This is a genomic window from Mesorhizobium sp. P2_A12, from assembly GCF_056405075.1.
In genome coordinates this window covers 18,595-43,429 of sequence record NZ_JBFUCU010000037.1, presented here as the reverse complement: position 1 = coordinate 43,429, position 24,835 = coordinate 18,595, and the positions used below count along the sequence as shown (strand labels likewise).

General features: G+C 59.7%; 21 protein-coding genes and 1 pseudogene. 15 read left to right on the top strand and 7 right to left on the bottom strand.

Annotated features, from left to right (window positions below; genetic code table 11):
- Positions 1 to 121, bottom strand: a 121-nt coding sequence (locus AC1DZU_RS34045; protein ID WP_477291655.1) for a DUF1403 family protein, incomplete at its 3' end; no start/stop codon positions are given.
- A gap of 7 nt (positions 122 to 128) precedes the next feature.
- Here AC1DZU_RS34045 and AC1DZU_RS34040 point away from each other — a divergent pair.
- Both AC1DZU_RS34040 and scpB read left to right on the top strand, forming a co-directional pair.
- A pseudogene (locus AC1DZU_RS34040) lies at positions 129 to 644 on the top strand (DUF1403 family protein); the annotation flags it as partial.
- A 2-nt stretch (positions 645 to 646) separates the two neighbouring features.
- Positions 647 to 1,339, top strand: a complete 693-nt coding sequence (gene scpB / locus AC1DZU_RS34035) for an SMC-Scp complex subunit ScpB (protein ID WP_477291651.1) — start codon at positions 647 to 649, stop codon at positions 1,337 to 1,339.
- Positions 1,340 to 1,461: 122 nt separating this feature from the next.
- Here scpB and AC1DZU_RS34030 read toward each other — a convergent pair whose 3' ends face one another.
- Positions 1,462 to 4,329, bottom strand: coding sequence for a peptidoglycan-binding domain-containing protein (locus AC1DZU_RS34030; RefSeq protein WP_477291649.1), 2,868 nt, complete (start codon positions 4,327 to 4,329; stop codon positions 1,462 to 1,464).
- A 252-nt stretch (positions 4,330 to 4,581) separates the two neighbouring features.
- On the opposite strand from AC1DZU_RS34030, the gene AC1DZU_RS34025 reads away from it, so the two are divergent.
- The 8 genes from AC1DZU_RS34025 (at position 4,582) to AC1DZU_RS33990 (ending at position 12,743) form a co-directional block, all read left to right on the top strand.
- Positions 4,582 to 4,779, top strand: coding sequence for a hypothetical protein (locus AC1DZU_RS34025; protein WP_477291647.1), 198 nt, complete (start codon positions 4,582 to 4,584; stop codon positions 4,777 to 4,779).
- Between the two features lie 333 nt (positions 4,780 to 5,112).
- Complete coding sequence (locus tag AC1DZU_RS34020) at positions 5,113 to 5,379, top strand: hypothetical protein (RefSeq protein ID WP_477291645.1); 267 nt, start codon at positions 5,113 to 5,115, stop codon at positions 5,377 to 5,379.
- Positions 5,376 to 6,785: a His-Xaa-Ser system radical SAM maturase HxsB gene (gene hxsB / locus AC1DZU_RS34015; RefSeq protein ID WP_477291643.1), complete on the top strand. Its 1,410-nt coding sequence runs from the start codon at positions 5,376 to 5,378 to the stop codon at positions 6,783 to 6,785. The genes AC1DZU_RS34020 and hxsB overlap by 4 nt, the downstream gene beginning before the upstream one ends.
- Entirely contained in the window at positions 6,782 to 7,819 is a 1,038-nt protein-coding gene (locus tag AC1DZU_RS34010) for a radical SAM protein (protein ID WP_477291641.1), read from the top strand. Before hxsB ends, AC1DZU_RS34010 begins: the two co-directional genes overlap by 4 nt.
- Positions 7,820 to 7,889: 70 nt before the next feature.
- Entirely contained in the window at positions 7,890 to 8,435 is a 546-nt protein-coding gene (hxsA, locus tag AC1DZU_RS34005) for a His-Xaa-Ser repeat protein HxsA (protein WP_477291639.1), read from the top strand.
- A 419-nt stretch (positions 8,436 to 8,854) separates the two neighbouring features.
- On the top strand, positions 8,855 to 10,969 hold the full coding sequence (locus AC1DZU_RS34000; RefSeq protein ID WP_477291637.1) for a DUF4238 domain-containing protein: 2,115 nt from the start codon (positions 8,855 to 8,857) through the stop codon (positions 10,967 to 10,969).
- Positions 10,970 to 11,226: 257 nt separating this feature from the next.
- On the top strand, positions 11,227 to 11,814 hold the full coding sequence (locus tag AC1DZU_RS33995; RefSeq protein WP_477291635.1) for a DUF6932 family protein: 588 nt from the start codon (positions 11,227 to 11,229) through the stop codon (positions 11,812 to 11,814).
- Positions 11,811 to 12,743, top strand: coding sequence for a hypothetical protein (locus AC1DZU_RS33990; protein ID WP_477291633.1), 933 nt, complete (start codon positions 11,811 to 11,813; stop codon positions 12,741 to 12,743). Before AC1DZU_RS33995 ends, AC1DZU_RS33990 begins: the two co-directional genes overlap by 4 nt.
- 11 nt (positions 12,744 to 12,754) lie before the next feature.
- Here the strand turns inward: AC1DZU_RS33990 and AC1DZU_RS33985 are convergent, their stop codons facing one another.
- From AC1DZU_RS33985 to AC1DZU_RS33975, 3 genes are read right to left on the bottom strand one after another with little or no spacing between them, the layout of a single operon-like run.
- Positions 12,755 to 13,087 (bottom strand): ubiquitination-like system serine protease family protein, encoded by a 333-nt coding sequence (locus tag AC1DZU_RS33985; protein WP_477291631.1) that lies wholly within the window; start codon positions 13,085 to 13,087, stop codon positions 12,755 to 12,757.
- Positions 13,084 to 14,484, bottom strand: a complete 1,401-nt coding sequence (locus tag AC1DZU_RS33980) for a ThiF family adenylyltransferase (RefSeq protein ID WP_477291629.1) — start codon at positions 14,482 to 14,484, stop codon at positions 13,084 to 13,086. Before AC1DZU_RS33980 ends, AC1DZU_RS33985 begins: the two co-directional genes overlap by 4 nt.
- Positions 14,481 to 15,590, bottom strand: a complete 1,110-nt coding sequence (locus AC1DZU_RS33975; RefSeq protein ID WP_477291627.1) for a multiubiquitin domain-containing protein — start codon at positions 15,588 to 15,590, stop codon at positions 14,481 to 14,483. The genes AC1DZU_RS33980 and AC1DZU_RS33975 overlap by 4 nt, the downstream gene beginning before the upstream one ends.
- 165 nt (positions 15,591 to 15,755) lie before the next feature.
- Between AC1DZU_RS33975 and AC1DZU_RS33970 the strand changes: the two genes are divergently transcribed.
- Together AC1DZU_RS33970 and AC1DZU_RS33965 are read left to right on the top strand one after the other, a co-directional pair.
- A complete protein-coding gene (locus tag AC1DZU_RS33970; RefSeq protein WP_477291625.1) occupies positions 15,756 to 16,136 on the top strand; it encodes a helix-turn-helix domain-containing protein in 381 nt (126 codons plus the stop codon).
- A 2-nt stretch (positions 16,137 to 16,138) separates the two neighbouring features.
- Positions 16,139 to 17,065 (top strand): ImmA/IrrE family metallo-endopeptidase, encoded by a 927-nt coding sequence (locus AC1DZU_RS33965; protein ID WP_477291623.1) that lies wholly within the window; start codon positions 16,139 to 16,141, stop codon positions 17,063 to 17,065.
- Here AC1DZU_RS33965 and AC1DZU_RS33960 read toward each other — a convergent pair.
- Positions 17,055 to 18,011, bottom strand: a complete 957-nt coding sequence (locus tag AC1DZU_RS33960) for a hypothetical protein (protein ID WP_477291621.1) — start codon at positions 18,009 to 18,011, stop codon at positions 17,055 to 17,057. The two genes, AC1DZU_RS33965 and AC1DZU_RS33960, sit on opposite strands and share 11 nt — an antisense overlap.
- A gap of 181 nt (positions 18,012 to 18,192) precedes the next feature.
- The gene (locus AC1DZU_RS33955; protein WP_477291619.1) at positions 18,193 to 19,104 is read right to left on the bottom strand and encodes a hypothetical protein; all 912 of its coding nucleotides are present in this window, start codon (positions 19,102 to 19,104) and stop codon (positions 18,193 to 18,195) included.
- A 970-nt stretch (positions 19,105 to 20,074) separates the two neighbouring features.
- Here AC1DZU_RS33955 and AC1DZU_RS33950 point away from each other — a divergent pair.
- The 3 genes from AC1DZU_RS33950 (at position 20,075) to AC1DZU_RS33940 (ending at position 24,007) form a co-directional block, all read left to right on the top strand.
- Entirely contained in the window at positions 20,075 to 22,042 is a 1,968-nt protein-coding gene (locus AC1DZU_RS33950) for a hypothetical protein (protein WP_477291617.1), read from the top strand.
- A complete protein-coding gene (locus tag AC1DZU_RS33945) occupies positions 22,039 to 22,800 on the top strand; it encodes an AAA family ATPase (protein ID WP_477291615.1) in 762 nt (253 codons plus the stop codon). Before AC1DZU_RS33950 ends, AC1DZU_RS33945 begins: the two co-directional genes overlap by 4 nt.
- Positions 22,801 to 23,243: 443 nt before the next feature.
- Positions 23,244 to 24,007, top strand: a protein-coding gene (locus AC1DZU_RS33940) for an IS5 family transposase (RefSeq protein ID WP_477291613.1) whose coding sequence is annotated in 2 segments (ribosomal slippage) — positions 23,244 to 23,577 and positions 23,577 to 24,007 — 765 coding nt in all. Because the reading frame shifts where the segments join, the coding sequence is not laid out codon by codon here.
- Positions 24,008 to 24,835: the final 828 nt, after the last annotated feature.

The following is a 24,835-nucleotide window of genomic DNA, read 5'->3' as shown; positions in this document are numbered from 1 at the left end:
TTTCGAGCCGGTCGGCGCTGGCGACGGGCGGCTGCACGGCCAACTGCCGCCAGACGCCAAAGATGGTGCCGGCGGGGCCGGGGTCGGCCCCGGCCTGGCGCAGATACCAGGCGTCGCGCAGGGCAGCCGCGTCCTCGGCGCGGCCGGCGCCATTCGCCGCCGCGGCGACCGCCGCTCAAATCGTCGCCATGCGGCCCGATGCCGAGCTTTTGACCTGGTGGCTCGCCGACCTGGTGCTGGCGCAAAGCCTGGGCTGGCCGCGGCCGCTGCCGCTCCTGATGGCGCAGGCCTTTGGCCCATCCTTCCGCGCCGGGGCGGGCAGTGGCAAGCGCATCCGACCCGGGGAGGAGGATTTTGAACGGGCGGTCTGCGTTGCGCTGGTTCAAGCGGCGGCGGAGGCCTGCCGGTTGGCCGGCGAGTTGTCGCGCCGCGCCGGAAAGCTTCTCGCGGTGGCGCCAAAACTGCGCGCCAAGGGCGCTGCCGACGTGATCCTTCTGCTGCTCAGTGAAGACGCCGTCTCCGGCTCGCTGACGACCAAAGACCTCTCGCGTTTTGCGGCGCGGCGCTTGTTCGACCGGCTGCAGCAATTCGAGGTCGTGCGCGAGCTCTCTGGCCGCACCAGCTTTCGGCTGTTTGGGCTCTAGCGATGAGCGAAGCCTCTGCCCGCCGCAAACCGAACGATCCGCCGGCGCTGCTTGACACCGAGCTCGAGCACCTGCCGCCAGAACTGCGCTGGCGCGAATGGATGGGCCGCGTCGAAGCGGTGATCTTTGCGGCAAATGAACCGGTGCCGCGCGAGGTGCTGGTGCGTGTCGTCGGCAAAAGCTGCAATCTCGAGCTGATCATCGACGACATTCGCGCCGAGCTCGCTGGCCGCCCCTACGAGCTCATGTCGGTCGCCGGCGGCTGGCAGCACCGGACCAAAAAAGCCTTTGGAGAGATCATTCACGCCGCATTCGGCACGGGCGCGGGGCAGGGGGCAAAAGAGCTGTCGCAGTCGGAGGCGCTCGTTTTGATGTCCATTGCCTATTTCCAGCCGATCACGCGCTCGGAACTGTCGAGCTTTTTCGGCAAGGAGGTGTCGCGCGACCTGATCGGCGTGCTGCGCGCGCAGGATTTGATCGCTTCGGGGCCGCGCAGCCCGCAGCCGGGCGCGCCCTACACCTATGTGACGAAGAACTTTCTGTCGCAGTTCGGGCTCGACACGCTGCGCCAGCTGCCGGATTTCGAGGCGCTCGAGGACGCTGGGCTGCTGTCGAAGGAGAAACTGCTGGCGGGCGACATCACGCCCGACTTTTCCGATGGCGATGAGGGACAGGTTGGGCAAGAAGGGCGGTGACTACCTTCTGGGGTGTCGGCGCCTTGGAGCTATTTCAGCCCGCTATGGAGGGGAGTGAATCCTCGACGGCCTGAGCAAGATTTGCAGGCCTCCGAACTCGTTTGTTGCCTCGTCGCCGGCAGTCAATTGGCAACCCAAAGGCTCTTGAGCTCGTGACCGGCAGCCCACCGGGTGGAAGTCTGGGTGTCATTGCATTTGGACTCATACGGGTCACGAATCATCTCGAACTCGTGGTCGACCACTGCGCCGAACAGAAAGCACTCATCCTTGTACTGACCACGCTCAGCGCTCGCCATCTTCACCGTCGCCTTGATGACGATGCCATCCAGGTTACGACCCTTCCAGTTTACGGTGCCATAGTCCTGCACCTCGGAGGTTGCGTCCGTAGCCTTCCAGTTGTCTTGTGAAAGGCCTGCGTTCCATTTCGCAAAATCAGGGAACAGTGTCTCCATATTGATCCCGGAGGAGGTGTTTGACTTGTCTGTCGAACCGAGAACGGTCCTCTTCAGGCCTTCCGAGAAGAGGTTCAGCAGTGCGGTCGCGGCTGGTCCGTTTTTCTGGCGCAGATCCAACTGGCGGGCCGATTTGGAGTTCTTCTCGTCCGCCTCGCGCTTGGCAGCGATCTTCTTTTCCTCGTCGGCGGCCACGCGCTTGGCCTCCGCAGCTTTGATTGCTGCCTGCTTGGCGGCATCTAGTTTGGCCGCGTCAGTGGCGGCTTCGCTGTTGTCGAGCCACACCGGGGCGAAGGCAAACTGTACGCCGTCGCGCGCGAGGGCCTCAGAGCTGGCCTTCAGGTTGGCGGCCGACGCGTAGAGCACCCGGCACTGTTCGTGCCGTACGTCCTCGTAGGCTTTGTCGATCGACGGATATGAGACGGTGCTTCCCGACATGCCTGCGAAATCAGCTAGTTTGCCAATGGTCGCTCCGTGTACTGCAGCATTACCATCGATGACGCTGCAGATCCGGTCGGACGAGCTCGTCAGCAGGATGCCACCATATCCCTCGCGCATTCCTGACGAGACGTCCTGAGCGATCTTCACGGCCAGCGTCTGGTCTGCGTCCATTCGGGCCTTAATGTCGTCGAAGTGGATAGGATCGAACACGCGGATGGTCTTGGCGCCCATCGCTTCGAGATAGGCCGCCTGAAGCGTTGGCGGGGCCTCCAGGAAGACCTTCCGCTGGACGAGGAAGAGATCGGCGCTTTCGAGATCGTTCGTCCCGCATTCCGACTTGACGTTTATTGCCTTGCCTCCCAGCGGGTCGATGGCCCCGAGGAGGGCCCTGTCCAAGGCAGGCGTCCTCTCTGGGCCGAACAGGCAGATCCACGCCTGGTTCTTCGTCAGGGAGAACTGCCCGGATATCGTGCGCAGGAGGGATGGCGCCTTCGGACCTGCGTTGTAGAGAACGACCACGTCCTCTAAGGGGCCGCGGAGGAGCGCCTTGTTCAGTTCGGTGACTGCATAAGTCGCGCCTTTGCTCTCCTGGCTGTCAGCGGCCTTGCCTGTATCCAGTTCATCCGCCAGCGCCTGCCTGGCGATCATCGCCCGCACGCCTTCTCGTGCATCGGCCAGCGTGTCCAGATCGTTCGTGTCGGTGATCTCGTCGAGCGCCTTCACCTCCTGAACGACCTCGGGAAGCTTGGCCGATGTCAGATGGCTGCTCATCCAATGCTTGAGCGCCTGACGTTCGGCCTGTAGCTCGGCGAAGATTTCGGCCTTCCGCTTTTCAATTTCCCGGGCGCGCTCCTTGTCCCTAGATGCCGAAAACTCGGAATATCCCGGTACGGCCATAAGCAGGTTGCTCAGCCGCAGCGCCGAGCTGTTCAGAGCATCGGTGGAATCTGTTTGGACTTGCGCGTTCAGAGCGGCGGCCTGGGCGGCGATCTCGACGAGGTTAGAAGTCTGAGGGTTCAGCTTCAGGAAGGTTTCGGCATCAGAGAGCAGCGCTGTTGCGGCGGCTCTCGCGGCTTTCAGCTTCCGGGCCTCCGACTTGTCGTAGGAGGCCTTATCGGAAAAGCCCTTCTGCTTGGCGTCTCGGTACGCGGCGGGATCGGAAAAACCTGACGCGCGATAGCCGACCAACTCCGCCCTGGTCTGAATGCCAAACTGGAGGGCCGCTCGATACTCATCGGCTGCAGCGAATCCGCCTGTCTGGGCACTTTCGTATTCATTTCGGCTGCGAAAACCGGCCGACAAGGCGGCCTCGTAGTCGCGCTGCGTCATGAAGCCCATGCTCTTCGCCTGCGCGAATGCGCTAGCCGAGGTAAAGCCGCCGGACCTTGCATCGTTGAAGCTCTGCGCGTCCGTAAAGCCGAGCGCCCGGGCGGCGTTTCGCTCCTGGTCGCTGTGGAAGCCATCGCCGGCGTTGCGTTCGATCTCCGCGAGGCTGTAGTCGGTAAGAACTTCGCCCGGCTGCAGGTCGAAACGCGCAAGGTATGCCCTGAAGGCCTTGACGGTCGTCGGCCCGATCAGGCCGTCCACAGGGCCGGAATAGAGGCCAAGCTTGGACATCGCCGCCTGGAGCCTTTGGACGACTCTCAAATAGTTGGGCTGGGTTGCAAAGTCGAAGGAGGCTCCTCTCTGATAGGACATCCAGACCAATCCGTCCAAACCGTCCCCGCGCGAGAGAAATGAATCTTGAGGGATGATATAAAGTTCCTTGAGCGTGGTCAGGTTCGACTTGGCCTTGTCCTGGTAGAGTGTCCCGGCGACGACAGCAAACACGCCGTTCCGGCTGTGAACGACAAGTGTCGGCCCCAGTGTCGGCGCATAAGATTGCGCAAGAGCGATAGCCTCTCCTTCGGTCGGCCTGCTCGATACAACGAGCCAAAATGCGTTCGACTGCGGAGGCCTGAAAGCCATCGGCCGCGTCATTTGCTGCCCGTTCTGTATTATCTGGATGAGGTCGAAAAGCGACGATGCCGAGCCTACGGCTGGCAAACAAACAGCCGCCAACAACGCAGCAACGCCCACACTGCACACGCGACGCATGGTAATCCCCTACACAACCCCAAGAGCCATATTCACGAATCCTAGGGCCTAGGCAAGAAGGCGGCAGGGCTTTGAGCTTTTATGCTTACCGGGTGATGGCAAGAATCGGGCGCTGAAGGCGGAGGTCCGTCTCGCGGGAGGTCCGAGGGGATGAATAGCCGCAGCGACGCCGCGCGTCGAACCTCCCCATCACGATGATGATCGTCCTGTTATGATCGGGGGCATGCTGTTGACCATGACGGCGGCACCGCCGTGACCAACGGCACCGTCGGCCTTAAGCTGGTGATGCAGATCATGATAGCCGACATCGTCGGCACCATCGCCGCCTTCGGCATTATGATGGTGCTGCTCATCTTCCTGTTCTTCTCGATCTGTCGGCGAAGCTCTCCCGATCAAAATGCCGAAAAGCTTCGGCCACCGCCAGAACACTATCGTGGACAGAGTGGATAGACTTAAGGCGCGGGAAACGTGGCTGGCATGCCGCGCCCTTGCCTCATGCTGTTAGCCGTTGCCGATGACCTTGCTGGCGAAGGCAACGCCGTCAGCCATCAGAAACAGGGTGAGCGCGATCGAGATGCGGAGCATCAGGTAGCTCATTGTGGCGTCCTCCTTTCGGACGCTAGAGTGAAATAGGTATTCTAGCGCACCTTGCAAGTATGGGCTCGAGCCGAGAGTAAGAAAATACGTCGCAAGTGAGGCCGATTATGACTGCCCATTGTCGAATATGCCGTTGATTGTTTATTCCGACCCGCGCATTATCGCGCGGGGCGGGATACGAAAAGATTGCCTAACGCTGTTGAACTAGACTTCGTGGTGGATGTTTCGCCACAATTTGAGAAGCACGTCGATTCGGCGATGCTTCGCCTTCAGGCACTTTACCCCGCGTGCCAGTTCGCGTGGCGCGACGGCGGGATATCAATACGCGGTTCGAGCGACCTCACCGAAGAGCGGTTTCGCAAAGATGTTTTGCACGCTGTCTACCGTGAGAAGATCTACGCCGAAACTCTGATCATGCGCCAGGCGCTCGTCGCCGCGGTAATAAGCCGATGAACCTGTGGCCATTGAAGTTCCGCGAAATGTTGGACGGTTCGGTACTGTTCGCCGACGATGCAGGCGGATTCTTCAAGTCGAGCCACGGCTTCCTGGATCGGTACGCCGCCGATAGCCTGACTCCCGTCGACGGAACATTCCTCAGGGAAGGAAATCACGGCTTCGACAAGGAGTTCGACCTTAACTGGACATCGTTCGCCTACAGGTGGGCGCGGCGCCAGTCGAGGCCGACGCGAATGAACTACGTCATCCTGGTGCCGACGCTCCGCTGCAACCTCGCCTGCGGCTATTGCCAGGTTTCCCGCGCTCCCGAAAGTGCACGTGGGTTCGACTGGTCGCCCGAAACCCTCTCTGGTGTCCTCTCGTTTCTGGACAGTCTGGAAGGTCCCGACATAAAGATCGAATTCCAGGGTGGCGAGCCCCTGCTGCGGGTCGACATGCTGGAAGCCGTCCGCGACTTCTGCCGGGAAAAGTTTTCCCAATCACAGTTCGTCGTCTGCTCGAACCTGCAGCGACTGGATCCGCGCGCATGGGCGTTCCTCGATGCCGAGGACACCTTCATTAGCACCTCCCTTGACGGAGACCGGGCAACGCATGAGCGCCAGCGCACGCATGGAAGCGAAGTCACCGACACCTTCTTTGGAAATCTCGAGGCGGCCGTTTGCCGCTATCCGAAGGGCAAGATCTCGGCATTGCCGACGGTCGACGTCACCAACCCACCGGACTTCGAGGCGCTGCTGGACAACTACGAACGCTATGGAGTCCGGTCCGTCTACCTCCGCCCGATAAACCACCAAGGGTTCGCGCGAAAGCTTCAGCAGGGCGACAATCTCCTTGCGCGTTGGAATCGCCTTCATGGCGAATTCATCGATCTGCTGATCGCTCGCAACCATCGCACTGGGCGCTTTATGGAGGAATACTACTTCAGCCAGTGCCTGAAGCGTGTGCTCCACTTCGATGCCAACAACCACGTCGACATACGAAACCCGAACTTCTTCGCCTCCGACTACGCCGTGATAGACCACGACGGCCGCTTCTACCCGACCGACGAGGCCCGGATGCTGTCCAGGATCGGCCGTATCGATCTCAGCATTGGCGATGTCGGGACAGGGATCGACCGGGCAAAGGTAGACGTTCTCAATTCGGGGGCACTCAACCACTTCGATCCAGATTGCATCCATTGCGCCTATCAGCCGTTCTGCGGCACTGACGTGATCGACGATATCTCCCGGTATGGCCGGATCGACGTTCCGCGGCCTGACACATGGTTTTGCGGCCGGCACTTGTCGCTCTTCGACAAGGTCTTTGAGGTCCTCTACCGCAACGACGAGCCGACGCGCGCCTCGCTGGCCGCCTGGCTCGGCGTTGCCGGCTGGACCGGCGACATGGCGTCGGTGCACCCATGATACCCCTGCGCATCAAGGTGGAAGCAAACGCTGACCAGCCTTTCGTGGTCCGGCTTCGCTCGTTTGAGGCCGATGCCCGCGAACAAAGGACTGAACAACTGAGTCCTTTCGACGCGGTGCTGGAGCGCGTCGGCCCCGATGGCGCCCACTATGTCGGCGAGGGCAGACCGATACGAATTCTTGGCATCGATCCTTCCAAGGTCGATGGAGACGTGCTGCTCGTAAACCCGCGGCGCGGAACCGCGGATCGCCTTATCCGTAGTACGTCTCAACACAACACCTTCTTGGTCACGGAGCGGTGCGACCAGGTTTGCCTGATGTGCTCCCAGCCGCCCAAGAAGCATCACGTCGACCTATTCCCGTATTTCGAAACCGCCGCGTTGCTTGCGCCGGAAGGCGCGACGATCGGGATCTCCGGTGGAGAGCCGACGCTTTTCAAAACTCAGCTGTTTCGATTCCTAGAGAGGGTGCTTTTGGCGCGCCCGGACCTTTCCTTCCACGTCCTGACCAATGGCCAGCATTTCGATCTGGATGATTGGAAGGCGATGAGTCGTATCGATCGGGGAAGGGTGGTCTGGGGAATCCCTCTCTATTCCTGCGATCCCGCTGTTCATGACGAGATCGTCGGGAAGGGCGGCGCGCACGCGCAACTGCTGGAGACCCTGGCGCTCATGTGCCGCTTGGGTGCCCAGGTAGAGCTCCGCACCGTGCTGATGCGTCCGAATGCGAATGGGCTGCCTCAACTGGCAAGGTTCATCGTCTCCACCCTGCCGTTCATCCGGACATGGGCAGTCATGCAGATGGAGAACATCGGCTTCGGTCGAATGAACTGGAAGACTCTCTTCTACGACAGTTCGGAAGGCTTCGATGTCGTCGGCCGTTCCATCGATCTCGTGCGGAGCCGGGGAATTGATGCCTGGCTCTACAATTTCCCGCTCTGCACGGTCCCAGAAAGCCATACCGCCATCTGGCCCCGGCGACGATCTCCGACTGGAAGCGTGCCTACCGAGAGGAGTGTGACGGATGCTCGTTGAAGGCTAGGTGCGGGGGATTTTTCGAGTGGCATCCAGCTAACCACGGATACAGCAATTTGGGGGCCATCCAATGAAAAAGCGGCTTTTCGCGATACCGTCGCTGCTCGCGGCGGGATTCTTGCCCGCCAACGCACAAGCGCTGCCGACCAAGCCAACGTTGGACGGCGACCTTGGAAGGACGAAATCTCTCTTCGATATCTTCAAGCTCGACCACCTGTACACGCTGGCCGGACATAGCAGTCACAGCAGCCATAGTTCACATTCGAGCCATCGGTCGTCGACGGGCGGCTATTCCTACATCCCGCCGGCACCAAGCGCACAGGCCCCGGTGTATAGCGCGCCGTCAACGCCCGAGCCGACATACCAGGCGCCCGCTATCGCGCCAGCGCCGGCACCGCTGAAGATACTCCCAGGCAATGCCTACAAATTCAAGGAGATCGTCCAGGAGGTCCAGTTCGCCTTGCTCGCGTTCGGCTACTATAGCGGCGAGATAGACGGCGAGATGAATCCGGAGCTGAGGGCCGGGCTACTGCGCATGCAGGCAGACTACTCGCTGAAGGTCACCGGGACGATCACGCCGGAGACGCTGACTGCGCTGAGGATAGAGGCCAGATAGGGGCTCATGCCGTGCCTGGGCAAACGCGGAACGTCATTCCGACGAATGTTGAAATGCTATACGACGGCGAGGAGCAGCTTCGCGAGAAGGCGTTTGATATCATTACCGACAGACAGCTTCGACTGCATCTCAATATTGTCGAAGCCACTATGGATGCGCCCGCAAAAGGAGGTGGATGCGGTCATTGGCCCATTGATAGAGGCGACGGTGCTCAACGCGATAGTCTCGGAAATGCGCGCCTTGCGGGCAGGCCGGCGAGCAGATCAACGCCTTTTTCCCAACTAACTGGGAGCCTGGATTCCCGTGCCGAGTTGTTGTCGCGCAGCTGAAACGGGAGTGGCTTGTCGCCTTCTACACAACCGCCCAGGACGAAAGTCGATGACAGATTGTGAGTTTGGAAGTGAGGAATCGCCTCGAGCATGGCAGGTAAAGTTCAGCATGAAATCCCGCAACTCTTCCAACGCGGCTTCCTCATCCGCAACACTGGGGATGCCGAGAGGATTTTTGTGTTCCGCAAGGGGGGCAAAAACTATCCCTCCAATATCGACCGCAGCGGGGCAGAAAGCTATTTCTATTCCGATCTTAGCTCCGATGGTTCGAAGACGCTCGATGACGAGCTGACACACTACGAGAACCGTTTGTCGTCACTCGTTAAGAGTCTGCGATCTGTACCTGTGGGCGACCTTGCTGATCCTGAAATCGTTGCCGAGGTTATTGCCCATCTAACCACCAGAAATGCGCACCTGCGTGGAGCGCTTGCGCACGGAATGACGAGCCTTGCCGACGGGGCAATGCGCGCCTTCTCCGATGAGGAAAATGTCCGAAGGCTCTTAGGGCTTGCCGAACCCTCAGTGACCGATACCTTCCGACAACATGTCGGCAGTGCTTTGGCGGCAAATCCGGGCATCGCCGCGTCAGGAATTCCAATTTCGCTCTTCGAGAAGTTCGCCTTCACCGCGGCGCGAGAAGGATTTTCGCCCCTTTTTGCTCAGCAACTTCCAGGTATCGAGGCCGTACTTGGCCTGCTCTCAGCTGAGGCGACAAACCAGGCCCGGGACGGACACAGAAAGATGCTAGCCGGATCCGCCGTGCCGACAGTCCGTGCTGCCATGCTCAGCGAGTTCAAGTGGCGCGTGGTCTCATCCGACAACGATTTGATCTTGCCGGATTGTGTGGCCCTGGGGATCGAGGCTGCCGGAGATATCTATCCACTCATGATGGCGGGACCTAAGGAGGTAGCAACGGCACTTCTGCCTTTAACTTCCAGGACACTTCTTGTAGGGCGACGAGAAGCCAGCGAGGAATTCGACCCAGCTGTATTCAATCGAGCTGCGGCGCAATGCAGCCATACTTATTTTCTTTGTTCGTCGCAGGCCGTCGAGATCGTGGAACTGACCGCGCTCATCCGTCAGCGCTCCGTCTTGGTGGTCGAGAATGCAATTGAGAGCGGGCTGGAAGCAATCCTCCCTGGAGCGCCCAAGATTGTCGGTAAGCCCGTATCCCCGCCGTATTCAACGTTCAATATTCCCGTTTCTTACCGAGGTGATTTCGACGAGGAGTCCGCCAACCTGATCTCGCAGGCGCTGTCAGACCTTTTGGGAGATGTTGCCTGGACGATTCCATTGGAGCGCCTAGACGGGATCACTATCGCAGATGATTACGTGGTAGCGTTATCGACGTTGGATCGGGGAGAGCTCGGAATCGGTGCCGCGCAAAGTCGACAATCCGATAAGATCTCTGGAGTTGCGCAGCCGATTGGCGTTAAACGCGATGGAACGCTTAAGAGCCATATTGTGATGGCCGGTTTTGTCGGGCGAAACCTCCTCAGCGAGGCAGAGCAAGATCGCGAGCGCGCAGAGTATGTCGTTGCCAATCAGCTTGCGCATGCCGGCATAACTGAGATTTTCGATGAGGCGCTCCCCGGAGTTCTTCTGTCCCCCGTGGATGGTGTCGACGGGCTGCTACAGCGCTGCACCTATCCGGCTTGGAGTGCGTACTTTGCCGGAAGGGCAGCCGCACAATTCGGCGGCTCGCGCCAGTTCAAAGATGAACAATATGTCATCCTGACCGCGCTGGATGAACTTTTCACTGAAATACCCGCGGCCCGTGTGTCCTACCGGTGGCACGGGGATATGGACCGTTTCCTCGAAGAGATCTTGCCGCTTGTGACTTTCTTCCTCGAACATGCAGCCGCTCTGCTCGGGCACGCCGATGGAGTCGGCGACGACGTGCTTGCAAGGACAACGGCGCTTGCCGCGGAACTTGATCGGCGACAACTTGGAGCGTGGTACGCCGACTTCCGCAGAGACTTGGCTTATCTCTGGGACCGTCGCGGAGAATGGGAGTCCTACTCAGAATTCTTAGCATTGAACCGCCATGCGGAACGCATTCTATGGACGTTCTCCATCTTGCCTTGGACGACACCCGAAGGGGTTGGCCGGATCGAGGTTCCATTCGTCCCCAACGAGCTTGAAAGGATTGCAAACGGGATACCTCTAGAGGGGGGCCAGTATGATCATGTCGTGCGGTCTTAAATATCTACGCGAGCAAGGCGGCTCTGGTTGCGCTCTTCCCCCCTTTGCCAGAACGGTCGGCGAGGTCGCGCGTGGTTAAGGTGTTTCTCACATTATCGGCAGAGGATCAGCCTAACGTTCTGTCGCCAACCTTTCAATTCGGTCGTCCCACCTATCTTCTCGAAATGGATTTGTGTCATTTGGACCTCGCGACGCCGTTCAGATCCGATCTTAGTGTGCCTCTAATGTTCAAGGGCGGAAGGCAGTAACATAGACCTATGCCAATACCATCATTCACTATCGATGGCGTTTTACCACCCTTCGTTGGCCCCAATGGACCGGGCGGGGCGCCCGAAGATCTTTCGCCTTACCCAACCACCGCAGCCGAAGTGGTGACGACGCTTGCAACGACCCCGAGGCGCAGCACCATTTTGAAGGGCTGGCTCGATCATCGGGCATCTCTCAGGGCGATTGGTTTTGAGCGCGGCTTTCAATGGCTCGACGGTAGCTTCGTCGAAAACAAGGAGCCTCAGGATCTCGACATCGTCGCGTTTTTCTATCGGCCACCCGGAATCCGTGACGGCAATACGCTCGCACGCCTTATGCAGGGCAATATTGGCTTGTTTGGCCGCGCCCAAGTCAAGGCCACTTACAGCCTTGATTTCTTCCCGGTCGACCTCAACGGCACGCCAGAAGCGTTGGTCAACCTGACCCGCTACTGGCTCAGCTTGTTTTCGCATCGACGCCAGGACAGCCTTTGGAAAGGCATGCTGCAGGTTCGGCTCGAGGACGAAGCTGACGACGCGGCGGCGCTCGCCTTGCTCGATCCCGCCAATGACGAAGCTGTTAATGGAGGAACGCCATGACAAGCCTACGCAAACTCGAACGGGACTTCGCTCATGCCGACGCCGCCGCAGTGACCGGTCTGCTTGCGCAGCTCGGTGACGAAGACATAATGGCGCGTTTTGGCCTCGAGGCACGGCTTGCGGATTTGCAGCAGGAAATAGCGCGTCTCGACGCCGCAGGCAATGAGCCTACCGCATCGGCCGCGCTCTTCTTTGGCGGTCGTCCTGTGCTCGGTCAGCGTGGTATCGAGAGCGAATTTGCCGGTACGGTGATCTCAAAATTCCAGGACATTGTCGCCAAGGTTCTAGCTCATGAGACCGACGGTCTGGGCCAGCGCGGTGTCGTTGCTAACAAAGCGGCTTCCACGCTCCACATCACAAATATCGTTCGTGGCTCGTTCGGATTCCTTCTTGAGGAAGCAGGACCGCAACAGCAATTGGTCGAGACCCCGCTCCGTGCCGCTGTTGACGAAGCGACCCGGCTCCTCAATGCCTTTGGAGAGCCCGACGAAGAGGAGTTTCGGACAGCGATCGAGACCATCGACGATCGACTTCTGGCCACGGCGCGCGACTTCTTCGACATTATGCGCTCAAATGGGGCGACGCTTCGTCTCGTCTCAGGCGAAACCGACAGAAGCTTCGGGACCGAAGCGGTCGAGCGGGCCGCGGAACGCGCAACGTCGACAACAGTGCAGGACAGCGTAGAGATATTGCGCGGACAGCTCGGGGGCGTCTTGCCGGATGCACATCAGTTCGAATTCCGCGTCGGCCCGCCACAGGGCACGATCCGCGGGCGGATCGATCGCGCACTCAGCGCTGATGAACTCTCGCGCTACAATCGCGACTGGGTCAATGTCGCCGCTCGCGCCCGCGTGCGTGTAAAGCGCGTCCGTCGCAACGACGCTGTCGTCCGCGAAACCTTTACGCTCACCGGGATCGAGGCTCCCTGACTGTATCCAGCTCAATCACACCAATGGACGCGTCCGGAGCGCAACCAGAAATGCGAGCGACATCCGGTCTTGCGCCAGACCGAAGGCGAAAGGCTTGGCCGACCCTTTGCGTCAATGGCAAGATCCCAGCGCGGCTTCGCTTCGGGGACGACCAGAAGTTCGATCGTTGATCGACATCCGCAAGGGCAACGAAATCCAACGCACCAATCCTCGTCCCCGTCGCGCGCCACGACAAGATCGCGCCACGGTAACGCCTGCGGAAGGCTATCGCCGTCAACGACGCGGAGACGCCGCACGGGAGCAAGCCGCTCCCGCAATCCTCGCCACCATCGTTGCAAAATCATGACCGTGATTTCTCGCGGCGAGCGCTGAACATCGGCAGTCCGAGCAGCGGCTCGCGCCCACCTCGGCCAAGCACGGTCTGCGGGCTCGATGTGAAGCCGTCTTCGCAGACATAGTCCTCCTCGCATGCCGCGAGGCTGAACGTCGTCCGTGCATAGAGCCGATTGGCATCGAGCCTAAACGGAAAGGCGCGCGCAATAAACTCGTTCACGCAGGCCGAGGCCGCCCGCATGTTGAGAGTGATGACGGACGGCGCTTCCTCGATCGCGCCCTTGATATAACCCGCGTCGAGCTCTTGCTGATGAGCGTCCGGCGCCACACGGCGCAGATATTCAGCCCGAAGGCTTTCGGGCGTGTAGACGCCGCGGTCGCCGAGCGTCGCGCCACCGGGCTGCACATAGTCGATGCGACCACAGACATCGCCGATCGCTATGCCGTCCGCGGTCTTGCGTGCCGGGATCGTCACGCCGACATCCAAGATCGGGATGAGGAACGCAGCGCCGATCAGGTCAACGATTTGACGTGCCTCCAGCGTGTCGACACAGCAAAATAGGACATCGCAGCCGGCTGCGGCGATCACGCCCTCTCGTGTCGCGATCGAGAGGGCCACCGGGTCAACCACCCCCGGCCCGCGATAGGCTTCGATGGCGGCTGCGAACATCTCGACCTTCTTGCGTCGGGCGGCTGCATCGGCCAGCGTCGAATTCACGATCCGATTGAGGTTGCGGCGGTCGACATGATCGAAATCGATCGGCACGATCTTCCCGAAGCCCAGTCGGGCGACTTGCTCGCCGGCGATTGAACCCGTGCCCGACACGCCGATCACGCCGGCGGTCAGGTCGCCGAGCTCACGACTCATGTCACTCGTAAACGCGACTGGGCGGCGCGCCGCATCCAAGAGCGTCGCGCAGGCGCTCCAGAAATACTTCAGATCGTCTCCAGCCACAGTTACAAGATCGATCGGGACAATGCCCATACCGGCGTTGTAGAGCCGCGCTCGGATGGCACCGTCCGGCGTCATGATGGCTGATCCGTGCCGGTCACCGCATGCCGCAAACAGGGACGGCACCACGTTCCGGTCGCTCTCATCGTCGACCTCGGAAAATGCAAACAGTCCGCCAGGATGCGCGTGCATCAAGACGATCGTGAGTCCTTCGTGCTCAGCCAACTCGATCGCCTCTTCGAGATACGCGCCTGGCCAAGTTATCGCGTCGCTCGCGCGTCGGCACCGATCGTGCGCTACGAGGATCATGTCTCGTGCAATGAGGCGGTCACGCTTTCCAACGCCGCGCGTACAGACGAGCAGAGCCGCGGCCTCAAGCCCGTCACCTGGAAAAAGGTGCCGCCTGAGCGCCGTATGCATCAGGCCGGAAAGCCCGAGCGTGATCGCAGGTTTCATTCGCCGACCTCCTTGGCAAGGGCTGCCTCGACCAGCATGAGCTGGGTGCTGACGTTGTCGGTCGCCGGATTCCAGGCAAGGCTGCCGCGATTGCGCGACCAGCCATGAAACTCCCGCCCGTCGAGCGTGCCGCGCATTTGCGTGTTATCGATCGCGCGCCCCGAAGCGAGCGCCAACGGCGGATATGCGTAAAACCCGTAGATCTGCGCGCCCGGATAGGTGGGCGGGATTTCCAGGGCCAGCAAAATATGGGTGACGCTATAGCCGTGCGGCAGCGGATAGTCATGAATCAGGAGCCAGCGCCGCTCCGACTGTTCGACCGTTTCCCAGCGCAGCCCAAGGCGCGCGAGATGGGCGTGATCGGCATCGAGCAGTTCGAAATCCCGCCGAGGCGCCCAAGGCGCCTCGCCATTGTTGACTTCGTTCGGCGTCAGCCGGAGCTTCTCGATGCCCGGTGTGCGCAGATCGATCGTATCGTTGAGCGTGACGGGCCGCTTCGGCTGACCCGCAATCTTGAGAAAGATCTGCCAGCCTTGGTCGGGGTTGAATCCGGCGCGGGCAATGGCATCGCGGACACCTATGGTCGGCGTATCGACGTCGAGGACGATACCCTGGACGTTGAGCTTCCAGAACTTGATCCGCGTGACGAACGACTCGACACCGGTGGCGTCGAGATCGACGAGGTCATGAGCATCGATTGAGCGGTCGGCCGTTTCGCCCTGTTCGAGAAAAATGCCCTTATCCGTCGGTACCCGGCCCAGCTTGCTCAAAAGCCCGCCTGACACAACACGACAAGGCCAGTCGAAGCGCTGGCCGTCAATCGTGAGCCGGTAGCTGCGGTCGCTCTCAACGATTACAAACCGACCCTCGGCATGCCGCAGGTCGACCGTCTCGTCAGGCCGGATGTCTTCCAGGTCGCCATTCGCCAGGAACTGCAGCACGGTTACTTGCTGCGTCGGCTTGAAGCCCGCCGCCGTCGCAACCTGCATGCCGGTAGGGGTCAAATCCGCGATCGGCACCGAGCGGAAGGTGAGCGTCGCGTCGGCAATTTCAATTTGGTGGCGGTCCTGGCCGCGGTCGACCGCGGCCTGCGAAACAATGTCCATCGGGGTAACTCCTTGGTTCTCGGCCCAGCGCCGATTAGTCGCTAAGATAGACAAGCATGCTAGATTTGTCAAGCATTGACTTAGCGCGCTTGACACATCAAGCATTTTGATCCATATGTATCGGGCCGGAGTCTGTGTCCGGAAACCATACGTAGAGGAGCATCGATGCCCGATGACAAACCAATGGAGACGCAAGCCAAACCTGAACTCGGACCATTTCTGAAGAAGGCGCGCCAGGACATGCGGATGTCGTTGCGCGAGGTCGAAGACGCTACGGGAAAAGAGATCTCGAACGCGTATCTGAGCCAACTAGAGAGCGGCAAGGTCATGAAGCCGTCGCCTCATGTCTTGTACGCCCTTTCTACAGCGCTGGGCGTCGCATATGAAACGCTGATGGAGCGCGCGGGATATATCGTTCCCGCAGCGAACCGCGGCGACGGCGAAAAGCACGGTCGCGCCGCCACCTTCTCGATCGACAATCTCACCGCCGATGAGGAGACCGAGTTGCTCGACTATCTCACTTACGTTCGCTCGAAACGGAAATAGCCATGCGCCGGCCGGACGATTGCAGTTTGACGCCCGGCCAGCTACTTCGAGTCCACAAGGAAGCCGGGCGTGCGCTGCGCGAAGCGGGCGCGCTCGGCGTTTTTCCGACGCCGATAGATCGCATCATGACGGTTGCCGGGATCGAGGAGGTCAAAGAGGACGTCCTGAACCCAGGCTTCCTGGCGAAGCTCCGAGCCAAGGCCGGTCATGCCGTCAAACGCGCCGTGACCAAAGTGCTCGGAGTTTTTCATGCATCTGATGGTTTGGTTTTTCTCAACCAGACCATGATGGCGGTGAAGAAGCGCTTCGTCGGCTTTCACGAAGCCGCGCACGGATTTCTGCCGTGGCAGCGCCCCATGTATGCGCTCGTCGAAGATTGCGAGAAGGCACTCGATGGCGCGACTGCGGAACTCTTCGACCGCGAGGCGAATGTCTTCGCCTCCGAGGTGCTGTTTCAGCTCGATACCTTCCATGAAATGGCGAGCAGCTCAGCCTTCGAAATCTGGACGCCGGTTCGGCTTGCTTCAAAGTTCAATGCCTCAAACTACGCCGCCATTCGCCAATATGTGTCCAAGAACGATCGCTCCTGCGCTGTTGTGGTCCTCAACATGCCAGAGCTCATTCCGGGTGACGGTTTTCACGCGACGCTGCGGCGGGCGATCCAGTCTGAGCGCTTTACTGAATTGTTCGGTGACTATCCCTGGAAGGATACCTACACGCCCGACGATGACATTGGCGCGATGATCCCCGTCGGCAAGCGCCGTTCCTCCGGCAAGCGATCGCTTGGCCTGACTGACACCAATGGTGTTCTCCGCGACTGTGTCGCGGAATCCTTCTCCACCGGCCATCAGGTCTTTGTCTTGATCCACGCCATCAAAGCCTTAACTGCGACACGGATTTTGTTGCCGGCAGACATTTCTAAGTTTTGACCGCCCTATGGGTCGAGGCCGAGCGGTGGATTTTCCTCCCAGAATGTTGGCAGATAGGCAAGAAAAAGCTTGTCGAGCGCACAACCGCGGTAGCGAAACCACGAACGGCTGCGCCCCCCTCGCATTCGCGCCCAGCCGTGCTTCTCGAAATACAGCTTTCGAGTCTGAGCAAGCTGATCCAAAGGTACAGGAGCCCATGCGCGAGCGTGGCTTTTGACATCTCGCCGACATTGCCGAGCATCGCTAGCCGCTGCCAGCTTCCATCCGGATACGACGGATGCGCTGCCACTATGTGAGCGGCGTAGTCAACGTGAACGAACCGCGATAGCCACGCGTAGTTGTCATTCCTTATCTCCTCCGCCGTCATATTGATCGGAATGGTGATAGGATCGCTAGCTTCGAGCTCCGAGAGCGATGCCCGGATGACCGCCGGCGACAGATGCTTTTTCCAGTGCTGATAGCTAGACTTCCCATCCTCAAACCACGTTACATAGGCCCGGTAGGTGGCCTCGTCCGCCAGAACCATGATCATCAGATCGGTGACCTCGACGACACTTCGGAATGCTGCGCGCGCTTGGCTTTCGAAGCCATGCAGGATCAGCAGCCGGAACGCCTGCATGGCGTATGCCAAATTCGAGGCAAGAATGTAGAAGACGTCATTCGGTCGTGGTCGCTTCGGAAGACGCGCGCCCGGCCAAATGATTCTTGCCCGGCCTTCGGCGTGTTCGAAGCCGAAATGCGACATGTCGCAGACGTGTAGTAGCGCGAGATCGTATATCAGTAACAGCGGCTGAAGCGTCCGTTCGGCAGTTTGGTGCACGTCTTCGCGATCGTTCAGCACGGCGCGCAAAAAGGTACCCATCTCGCTTTCGATGGAGCGCGCGCTGTCCTCCGGTCCCTCGCCCTGCCGCCGTTGCAGATCGGGATCGCTAGTAGCCGTGGCCAAGCATGCTGTCATTAGCCGGCTATATTCTCTCGCCCTCAACTGATCGGCCCTCAAATCCTCAATATTTTCGGTTGGAGTTGGTGCTCTCCCTGCCGCACGTTCCGGTCACTTGGACGGCGGCAGGAGCGGCTGTTCCGTCCGTAATCGGCCGCGCCTTGTCAACCCAGGGCCAATACCCTACTCAAAACAGCATCAAGTCCGGCGACGGCCTTGCCGTTTCGCCTCGGATAACCGTGCCGACGAACGCCTCTTCGATCAACTTGCGTTTCTCGGCCGACCAACCTTGAACATGGGTCGGCGACACGAAGAAGTTCTCAGCTCGGTCAACAAGCATGTGCGAGAGCGCGCAAAGTCGCTCTTCTCCGCTCTTGAGAAAGATCTGCGCGACATAGCGTCGGGCCTGCCCGGATTGCTCCTTCGGATAGCTCACGATGACAGCGGCCTCTGTCGTTGACGTCGGGATGACATTGAGCGTCACGCCCGCGAAACGCTTACCCCATGGCCTGTCATCAACGGAAAAGAACGAGGAGGAGGCCAATACCGGCTTGCGGCCCTCGACCATGAATATCGAATGGCCTACATCGACGTATCGGCGCCTCACCAACGGTCGATCGTAGAATTCGAGGCGGTGCTTCCATACTCCCCAGGCCTTCATCATGTGCGCGGTCGCTTCCATCATGGCCGCCGATGGCTCGTCCTTGGGGACAACTCCGGCAGCTATTTGCCGCTGCAGCGTCATCTGCAGGCGCATCGCGGCCTCCATCACGGTGTGTAGCTCCCGTGTGACTGACCGATAGGCGATAAGGAAAAGCTGCTCTTCGTCCTGCAGCGACAGCGGTTTCGTGTCGATTGGCTTGAAGATTTCGGTGTCGTGATGCCCGCAGAAGCCCGGAAACGTGGATGCCTGGTTGCGCCCGACCTTCTCGAAGGCGCATTGCGGCGCGCCGTTCTTGATCCGCATTCGCATCTCGTAAACGTGATTGTCGTCAGCGATGATGCCAAGAGACGTCGCATTCTGGACGGAATGAGCGCTGATAGCTGCCTCCGCGCAAGAAAGTGTCGGTTCCAGACATTTCTCGAAACGGACTTTCATCGTCTTGAAGAAGTCCGAGATGTGCGACTGCCCTTCAGACAAAAGTGCCTCCCGATATGGTTGTTTTATCAGCGTCCTAGACGGCAATTGCTACTTCGGCAAACGCCATCGCGCTTTACCATATCGGCGACGCAGCGGTGCACTTCGGCGTTATGTCGAAGTCGTGACCCAGAACCTCTCGAAATAGCCGGAAAGTTCGGTACGTTCTCCGAGCTGGTAGAAAACCGGATCAAGCGGCTCGGCTTGGCGCGAGTACACGGGCAAGGAAGTAAGCTGACCCAAGGCTAAAGAAAGGAGACGTGCACGCAGTCCATCTCGAGCGGGTCTCTCTCTTCGGGAACGTCAGGCAGGCTTTGCCTTGGCCATCTCCTGTTCTCATGCCCGGCGTTCGCGCATTTCTGAATCTAACACGGCTAGGTATCTCGGCCGATGACTTCAACCCAAAGAGCAACGGAGCGCAGTCTATTGACGCCGAAAGAGCAATCGGCTCTCTATGTTCGCCTTTTGTGCTTCGAAAGTCGCATAAATGGCAGTGTGGTATGGCGTCGGGAATTATCTGTCGTCGTGAGGGGCAAGAGTCCAGAATTATCTGTCGTCGGCCGGACTTCTAAGTGGATGATATCCTGCCGCTTTCGCCCAAAGAGGTTAACAATGCCCTTTGGACAACAGGTTACCAATGTGCCCCAACGACAATCAATTCCCGACTGGCCTTAAGGGGGTGTTTTGATTGAGCTTATTGCGGCCACGATTGGGAACCTAAGGCCAACCAACACGCGCATTGGTAACCTCCAGCGATAGGTTTGGTAACCCCCATCGAGCGAGTGGCGTTCGCACTCGCCGGGGGCTGACATTGATATTGCCTCCGCGAGGTGGTCTCGGACGATCTTCAAATAGCCTACACGTTCGCGAGGTAGCATATCCCCGCAAAAATTCTCAGGAATTGCCCCGCGTCGACGCCAGGTTGCTAGCTATGAGTGAGTGGCTGCCCACAGTTGAGTTTGCTGCGCTGGTCGGCATTGGGCGACAAGTCGCTCACCGCGCTCTTCGTCAGCGTCGCTGGCGAAAGAATCCGCTCGAAGTGCGGAAGGTCAATGGTCGGCGCGGTGGGAACGCTGGGGAGCAATATCAGGTGAATTCCGCGTCCCTGCCGCTCGAATACCAGCACCGCTTAAAGGTCTCTCAAACCCTCGTTGAAAACCACTCGAAATCAATCACTGGCAGGACAGCGGAGCACACATGGTGGCTCGATTACCTGAGGCCAGTGCTTCAGCATCCAGCCAAATCGACTGCCCGCACCGACGCTCTGTCCGAGCTAGCAGACCACCCAACGCGGAACTGGGAGGGCACGGCGGTCAGCTATTCCCTGCGGACGCTGCAGCGCCATGCCGCACGCTTTGACGAAGGCATGAAGGTCGGACGGCATGGTCGATCGGATAGGGGCAAGAAGCGTGTCGTCATAAGCCGGAGCTGGGACAAACTGGTCCCGTTCGACGCATCCACCAAGGCAAAAATCGCGGAGGATCTAAAGCAGGAAATCCGCGGCCTGCTCAAAGGCGGCATGTCGTGGGGCCACACCCTGCAAGAAGCCGAAAAGTTCCTGATCGACGCGACTCGGGCCTGGGGCCTCCGTCCCGGCGATCCTGACGTGCTGGAGCGCGCTTGTTCTATCCCAACCGGCTTCGTCTCAGCGGAACTCCACTTCCGAAACGTCCACCGGTTTAAGCGCGACCACAAGGCTTATGATGATCGCCGGCCACGCATCCGCCGCACCGTCGCCGGCATGCAGCCGATGGAGCTCGTGGTCGGCGATGTTCACCCTGTCGACATTCACCTCACTCGTCCTGACGGCACTGTCGCCACTGCTAGGCTGATCGGCTTCTTAGACTGGGCGACGCAGCGCTTCTGGATGGGGCTGATCTTTTTCGAAAAGCGCGGCGGCGTGCAAAACCGCGACGTGATCGAAGTCTTCGCGGCCATGATCGAAGCCTGGGGCATGCCGCAGTCGCTCTATATCGACAACGGCAAAGAATTCGGCTTCGCCGCCTTTCTGGACGATGCCATGCAGCTTACCGTGCCGGGCTTCCATGGCCCTTCCCGATCAATCCACGTCATCAATGCTTTGCCCTACAACGCCTCCGCAAAGCCGATTGAGCGTTTATTCGGTGACCTGGAGACGCGCTATTTCAGCACGGCGCGCGGCCACATCGGCGGCAACCGAATGAGCAAGAAGCAGGAGGCGATCGGCAGGACGGTCGCTCCGTTCGGTGCGTTCGAAGACGTGGTGCCAGCCATAGAAGGCTTCGTGCGCACCTATAATCACACTGCGCAGGGCAAGAAGAGCGCGCTAAAAGGCCTCTCCCCTGAAGCCAAGTTCCGCAAACACCTGGAGGCGGGATGGGCGCCGACTGCGATGAGCCGCGATGAAGTGCGCGCGGCATGTGCGCGAACCGAAGAGCGGTCGGTTGTTCAGGGTGCGATATCGGTCGGTGGCCGTCATTGGACATGCCCGGAATTGCAGGCTTACCAGTACGAGAAGATTTGGGTCCGTGTGCCGGCCTATCACACACCGGCCGAGTTGCTATTGCTTGACCGGCGTGGTGAACAAGTCGGCATAGCCTCTCCCGATGTCGAGTTCCATCCGCTCGACAAGCGCGGCGCAAAAACATCAGCCGAACGCGCGAAGGTGCATCGGCAGGCGGTGCGTGACCTCGATCGGTCAGCGCCTGATATCGATGTGGCTGCTCGCCTGATCGCCCGCGGCGAAGTTCAGCCTGAGACGGTTCCGAACGAGCCTGTCGGCATCGTCTCGTACGATCCGACGAAGCGGCCGGCGCGGATCGTGATGCCAAAGAGGCCCTCAATCTCGGAAGAGCGCCGGCGCGAACAGGACGAGCGCATAGCCGCTCAGATGGACTTGGCGAAGAGGATCGTCCGGTGACATTTATCGAAACTCGCGCTGCGTTCACCGTGCGGGCTGCCTTCGACACGGCAGTCAAGATGCGATATCCGGTGCTTGCGGTCGGCAAAGCCGGACTCGGAAAGACCGTAGCGCTAAACTGGATAGCCGCCCAAAGCGGAGCTGCCTATTGCGAAGTTGCGCAGCATACCAAGGCCATCAGGCCAATGTTCCTGATGCTGCACGACGCCTACGGCGTCCAAAAGGACAGCAAGCACACATACGATCTTGCGAAGGATTGCATGAACTTTTTGGGCGCCCGATACGGCCCGGCGCGTCCGTTGCTGGTGGACGAATATCAGAACTTCACACCCAGTGTTTTGCGGGAGCTGCTGCATCTTCAGGAGCGCTGCGGCTTCGCTTTGCTGCTCGCCGGCAACACTCATCGGTTAGCAGGCACGAGGCGTGATATCCACGCTATGGATCAGATCGAAAGCCGTATCGGCATGCGTTTCGAGATCGGGCAGCCGACGCGGGAGGATTGCGTGAGGATCGGCGCCGAACACAACGTTGAGGGAGCAGACGCCTACGAAGCGATTGTCACCTACGGTGAGAACACCTCCCTTCGCGCGCTTTGCCACCTCCTCCAGAACTGCGCCGCCGGTACCAGCGGCTTCGGCAACATTCGTCTTCCCCGGATAGAGACCACGCTTCGCGGCATGTCGTGCGGCAGCGATGTGCTCAGGCTTCTGCACGAGCGTCGAAACGATGCCGCAGACGACCTCCGCAGCCCGGCTTAATTCCGGACAGCGACAAATAATTCCGGACGGCACAGTGGTGTGACGTCCGGAATTATTTGGCATTTCACGAGGTTTACCAGTCCGGAATTACGGGTTGCTGGCGCGTGGGCTATGCGATTGAAAATACGCGAGTTTTCTGGCTGAGGGTACGGGTTTCCGATCCAAAGATCGAGTTTACCAATGGCCTCAATGACAGTTAATTCTGGATTGGCATTGAGTGATTGGATTTGCGTACAATATAGCCGCCCTTATTGGTAAACCCGCTCACGATCGACAACGGATTGGTCAACCCAAGACGACAGGATTGGTAACAAGGTCTAGCCCTGCGCATTCACCATAGCACGACAATCGGGACCAGAGTGCGACGCCGCCTAGGGTCAGGACCCATTAATTTGTTGAGTTGAAGGCTGGCAGGTGATTCAAGGTGGCAGGAGGATGCTGCCTTGAGTGATTTGCTGATGTTGACGCCGGAGCAGATGCGCCGGATCGAGCCCTATTTTCCTTTGTCGCATGGTGTTCCGCGAGTGGATGACCGCCGGGTGCTGAGCGGTATCCTGTTCGTGATCCGCAATGGCCTTCGCTGGCGGGACGCCCCAGTCGACTACGGTCCGCACAAGACCATCTACAACCGCTTCATCCGCTGGAGCCGGCTGGGTGTATTCAACCGCATTCTGGCGGAACTGGCCGCCCAGGGCGGCGAAACCGACAATCTGATGATTGATGCCACCCATCTCAAAGCGCATCGCACCGCCGCAAGCCTGCTTAAAAAAGGGCTCTACCCCGATGTATCGGACGCAGCCGTGGCGGACTGACCACCAAGCTGCAAGTGGTCTGCGACGGCAAGGGGCGCCCGCGGCTGCTGCATCTGAGCGAAGGGCAGGCCAATGATCACAAGACCGCTGCCGCAGTGATCGAGGTCTTGCCTGCCGCCAAATCCCTGCTCGCCGATCGGGCCTACAGTTCCGCGGCCTTCCGCCAGGCGCTCGTCGAACGCGGCATCACGCCCTGCATCCCGCCCCATGCCAAGCATCGTGTCCAGCACAGCTACGATCCTGTCCTATACCGACAGCGCCATAGGATCGAGAACATGTTCGCACGCCTCAAAGACTGGCGTCGCATCCACACGAGGTACGACCGATGTGCTCACACTTTCCTGTCGGCGATCGCTTTCGCTGCAGCCTTCATCTTCTGGATCAATGAGTCCTGACCCTAGCTTGAGACACGTCGGCCACGCCGCAAATCGACACGGTTTGACTGGGCGCGCACAATACCGCACACGATCTTCTAACCTCGGCTTAATTCCGGAGAGAGGCAGATAATTCTGGACGCCACATCGAATTCGGAGTGATGTCCCGAATAATTGGCATCGTCCAGTTGCCGCYCGGATAATCATTTGGCGACGAACACCTCGAGACGGTCGACACCCTAAGCTTCATCGGTGAATCATATTTAAGCGGCAAGGGATCCTTCCCGAAATCGAGCGGCAGCGCGGGTTTTGCCGGCCGGTCGCATCGACTCGCCACGCCTCCGCTAGACCGAGCGGCGTAGCGCCTCCAACATTGAGTTCGCAGTGCCGCTGTCCTAGCCGGCGAAGATCGTGTTCGTCATCCCCGCGGTTCCGGGCGGCGATGCACCCACCGCTGGCCCTCATCTGATGCGCGCTTCGCCCTGCGGACAGCAGACAGCGAAGCCGCCAAGGCCGCGAAAATCTCGCAATGTCGGCTCGATTCCAGGTCCCGTCCGCCACTTTTGCGGGGTGATCCGTGCAGGTGCCTGGCGTGGATCGTGCCAACCATCCCCTGACCGCATCATTGCCAGCGTCCTCCTTCAGCCGGCCGAGCCTCGCGACGCCGGATCGATCATAACGATACTCTTCGAAGAATATTCTCTTTGTAGCAAGCGTGACGGTCTGCGCCGTCTTACCGAGTTTCAGCCTTTGCCATCGCCTCCTGTCCTCCCTGCCGCGCGTCACTCTAACCTGCTCTCATCACCTCACCTCACGCGGGAAAGAGTGTCGTTAACGTCATCCTGTGCG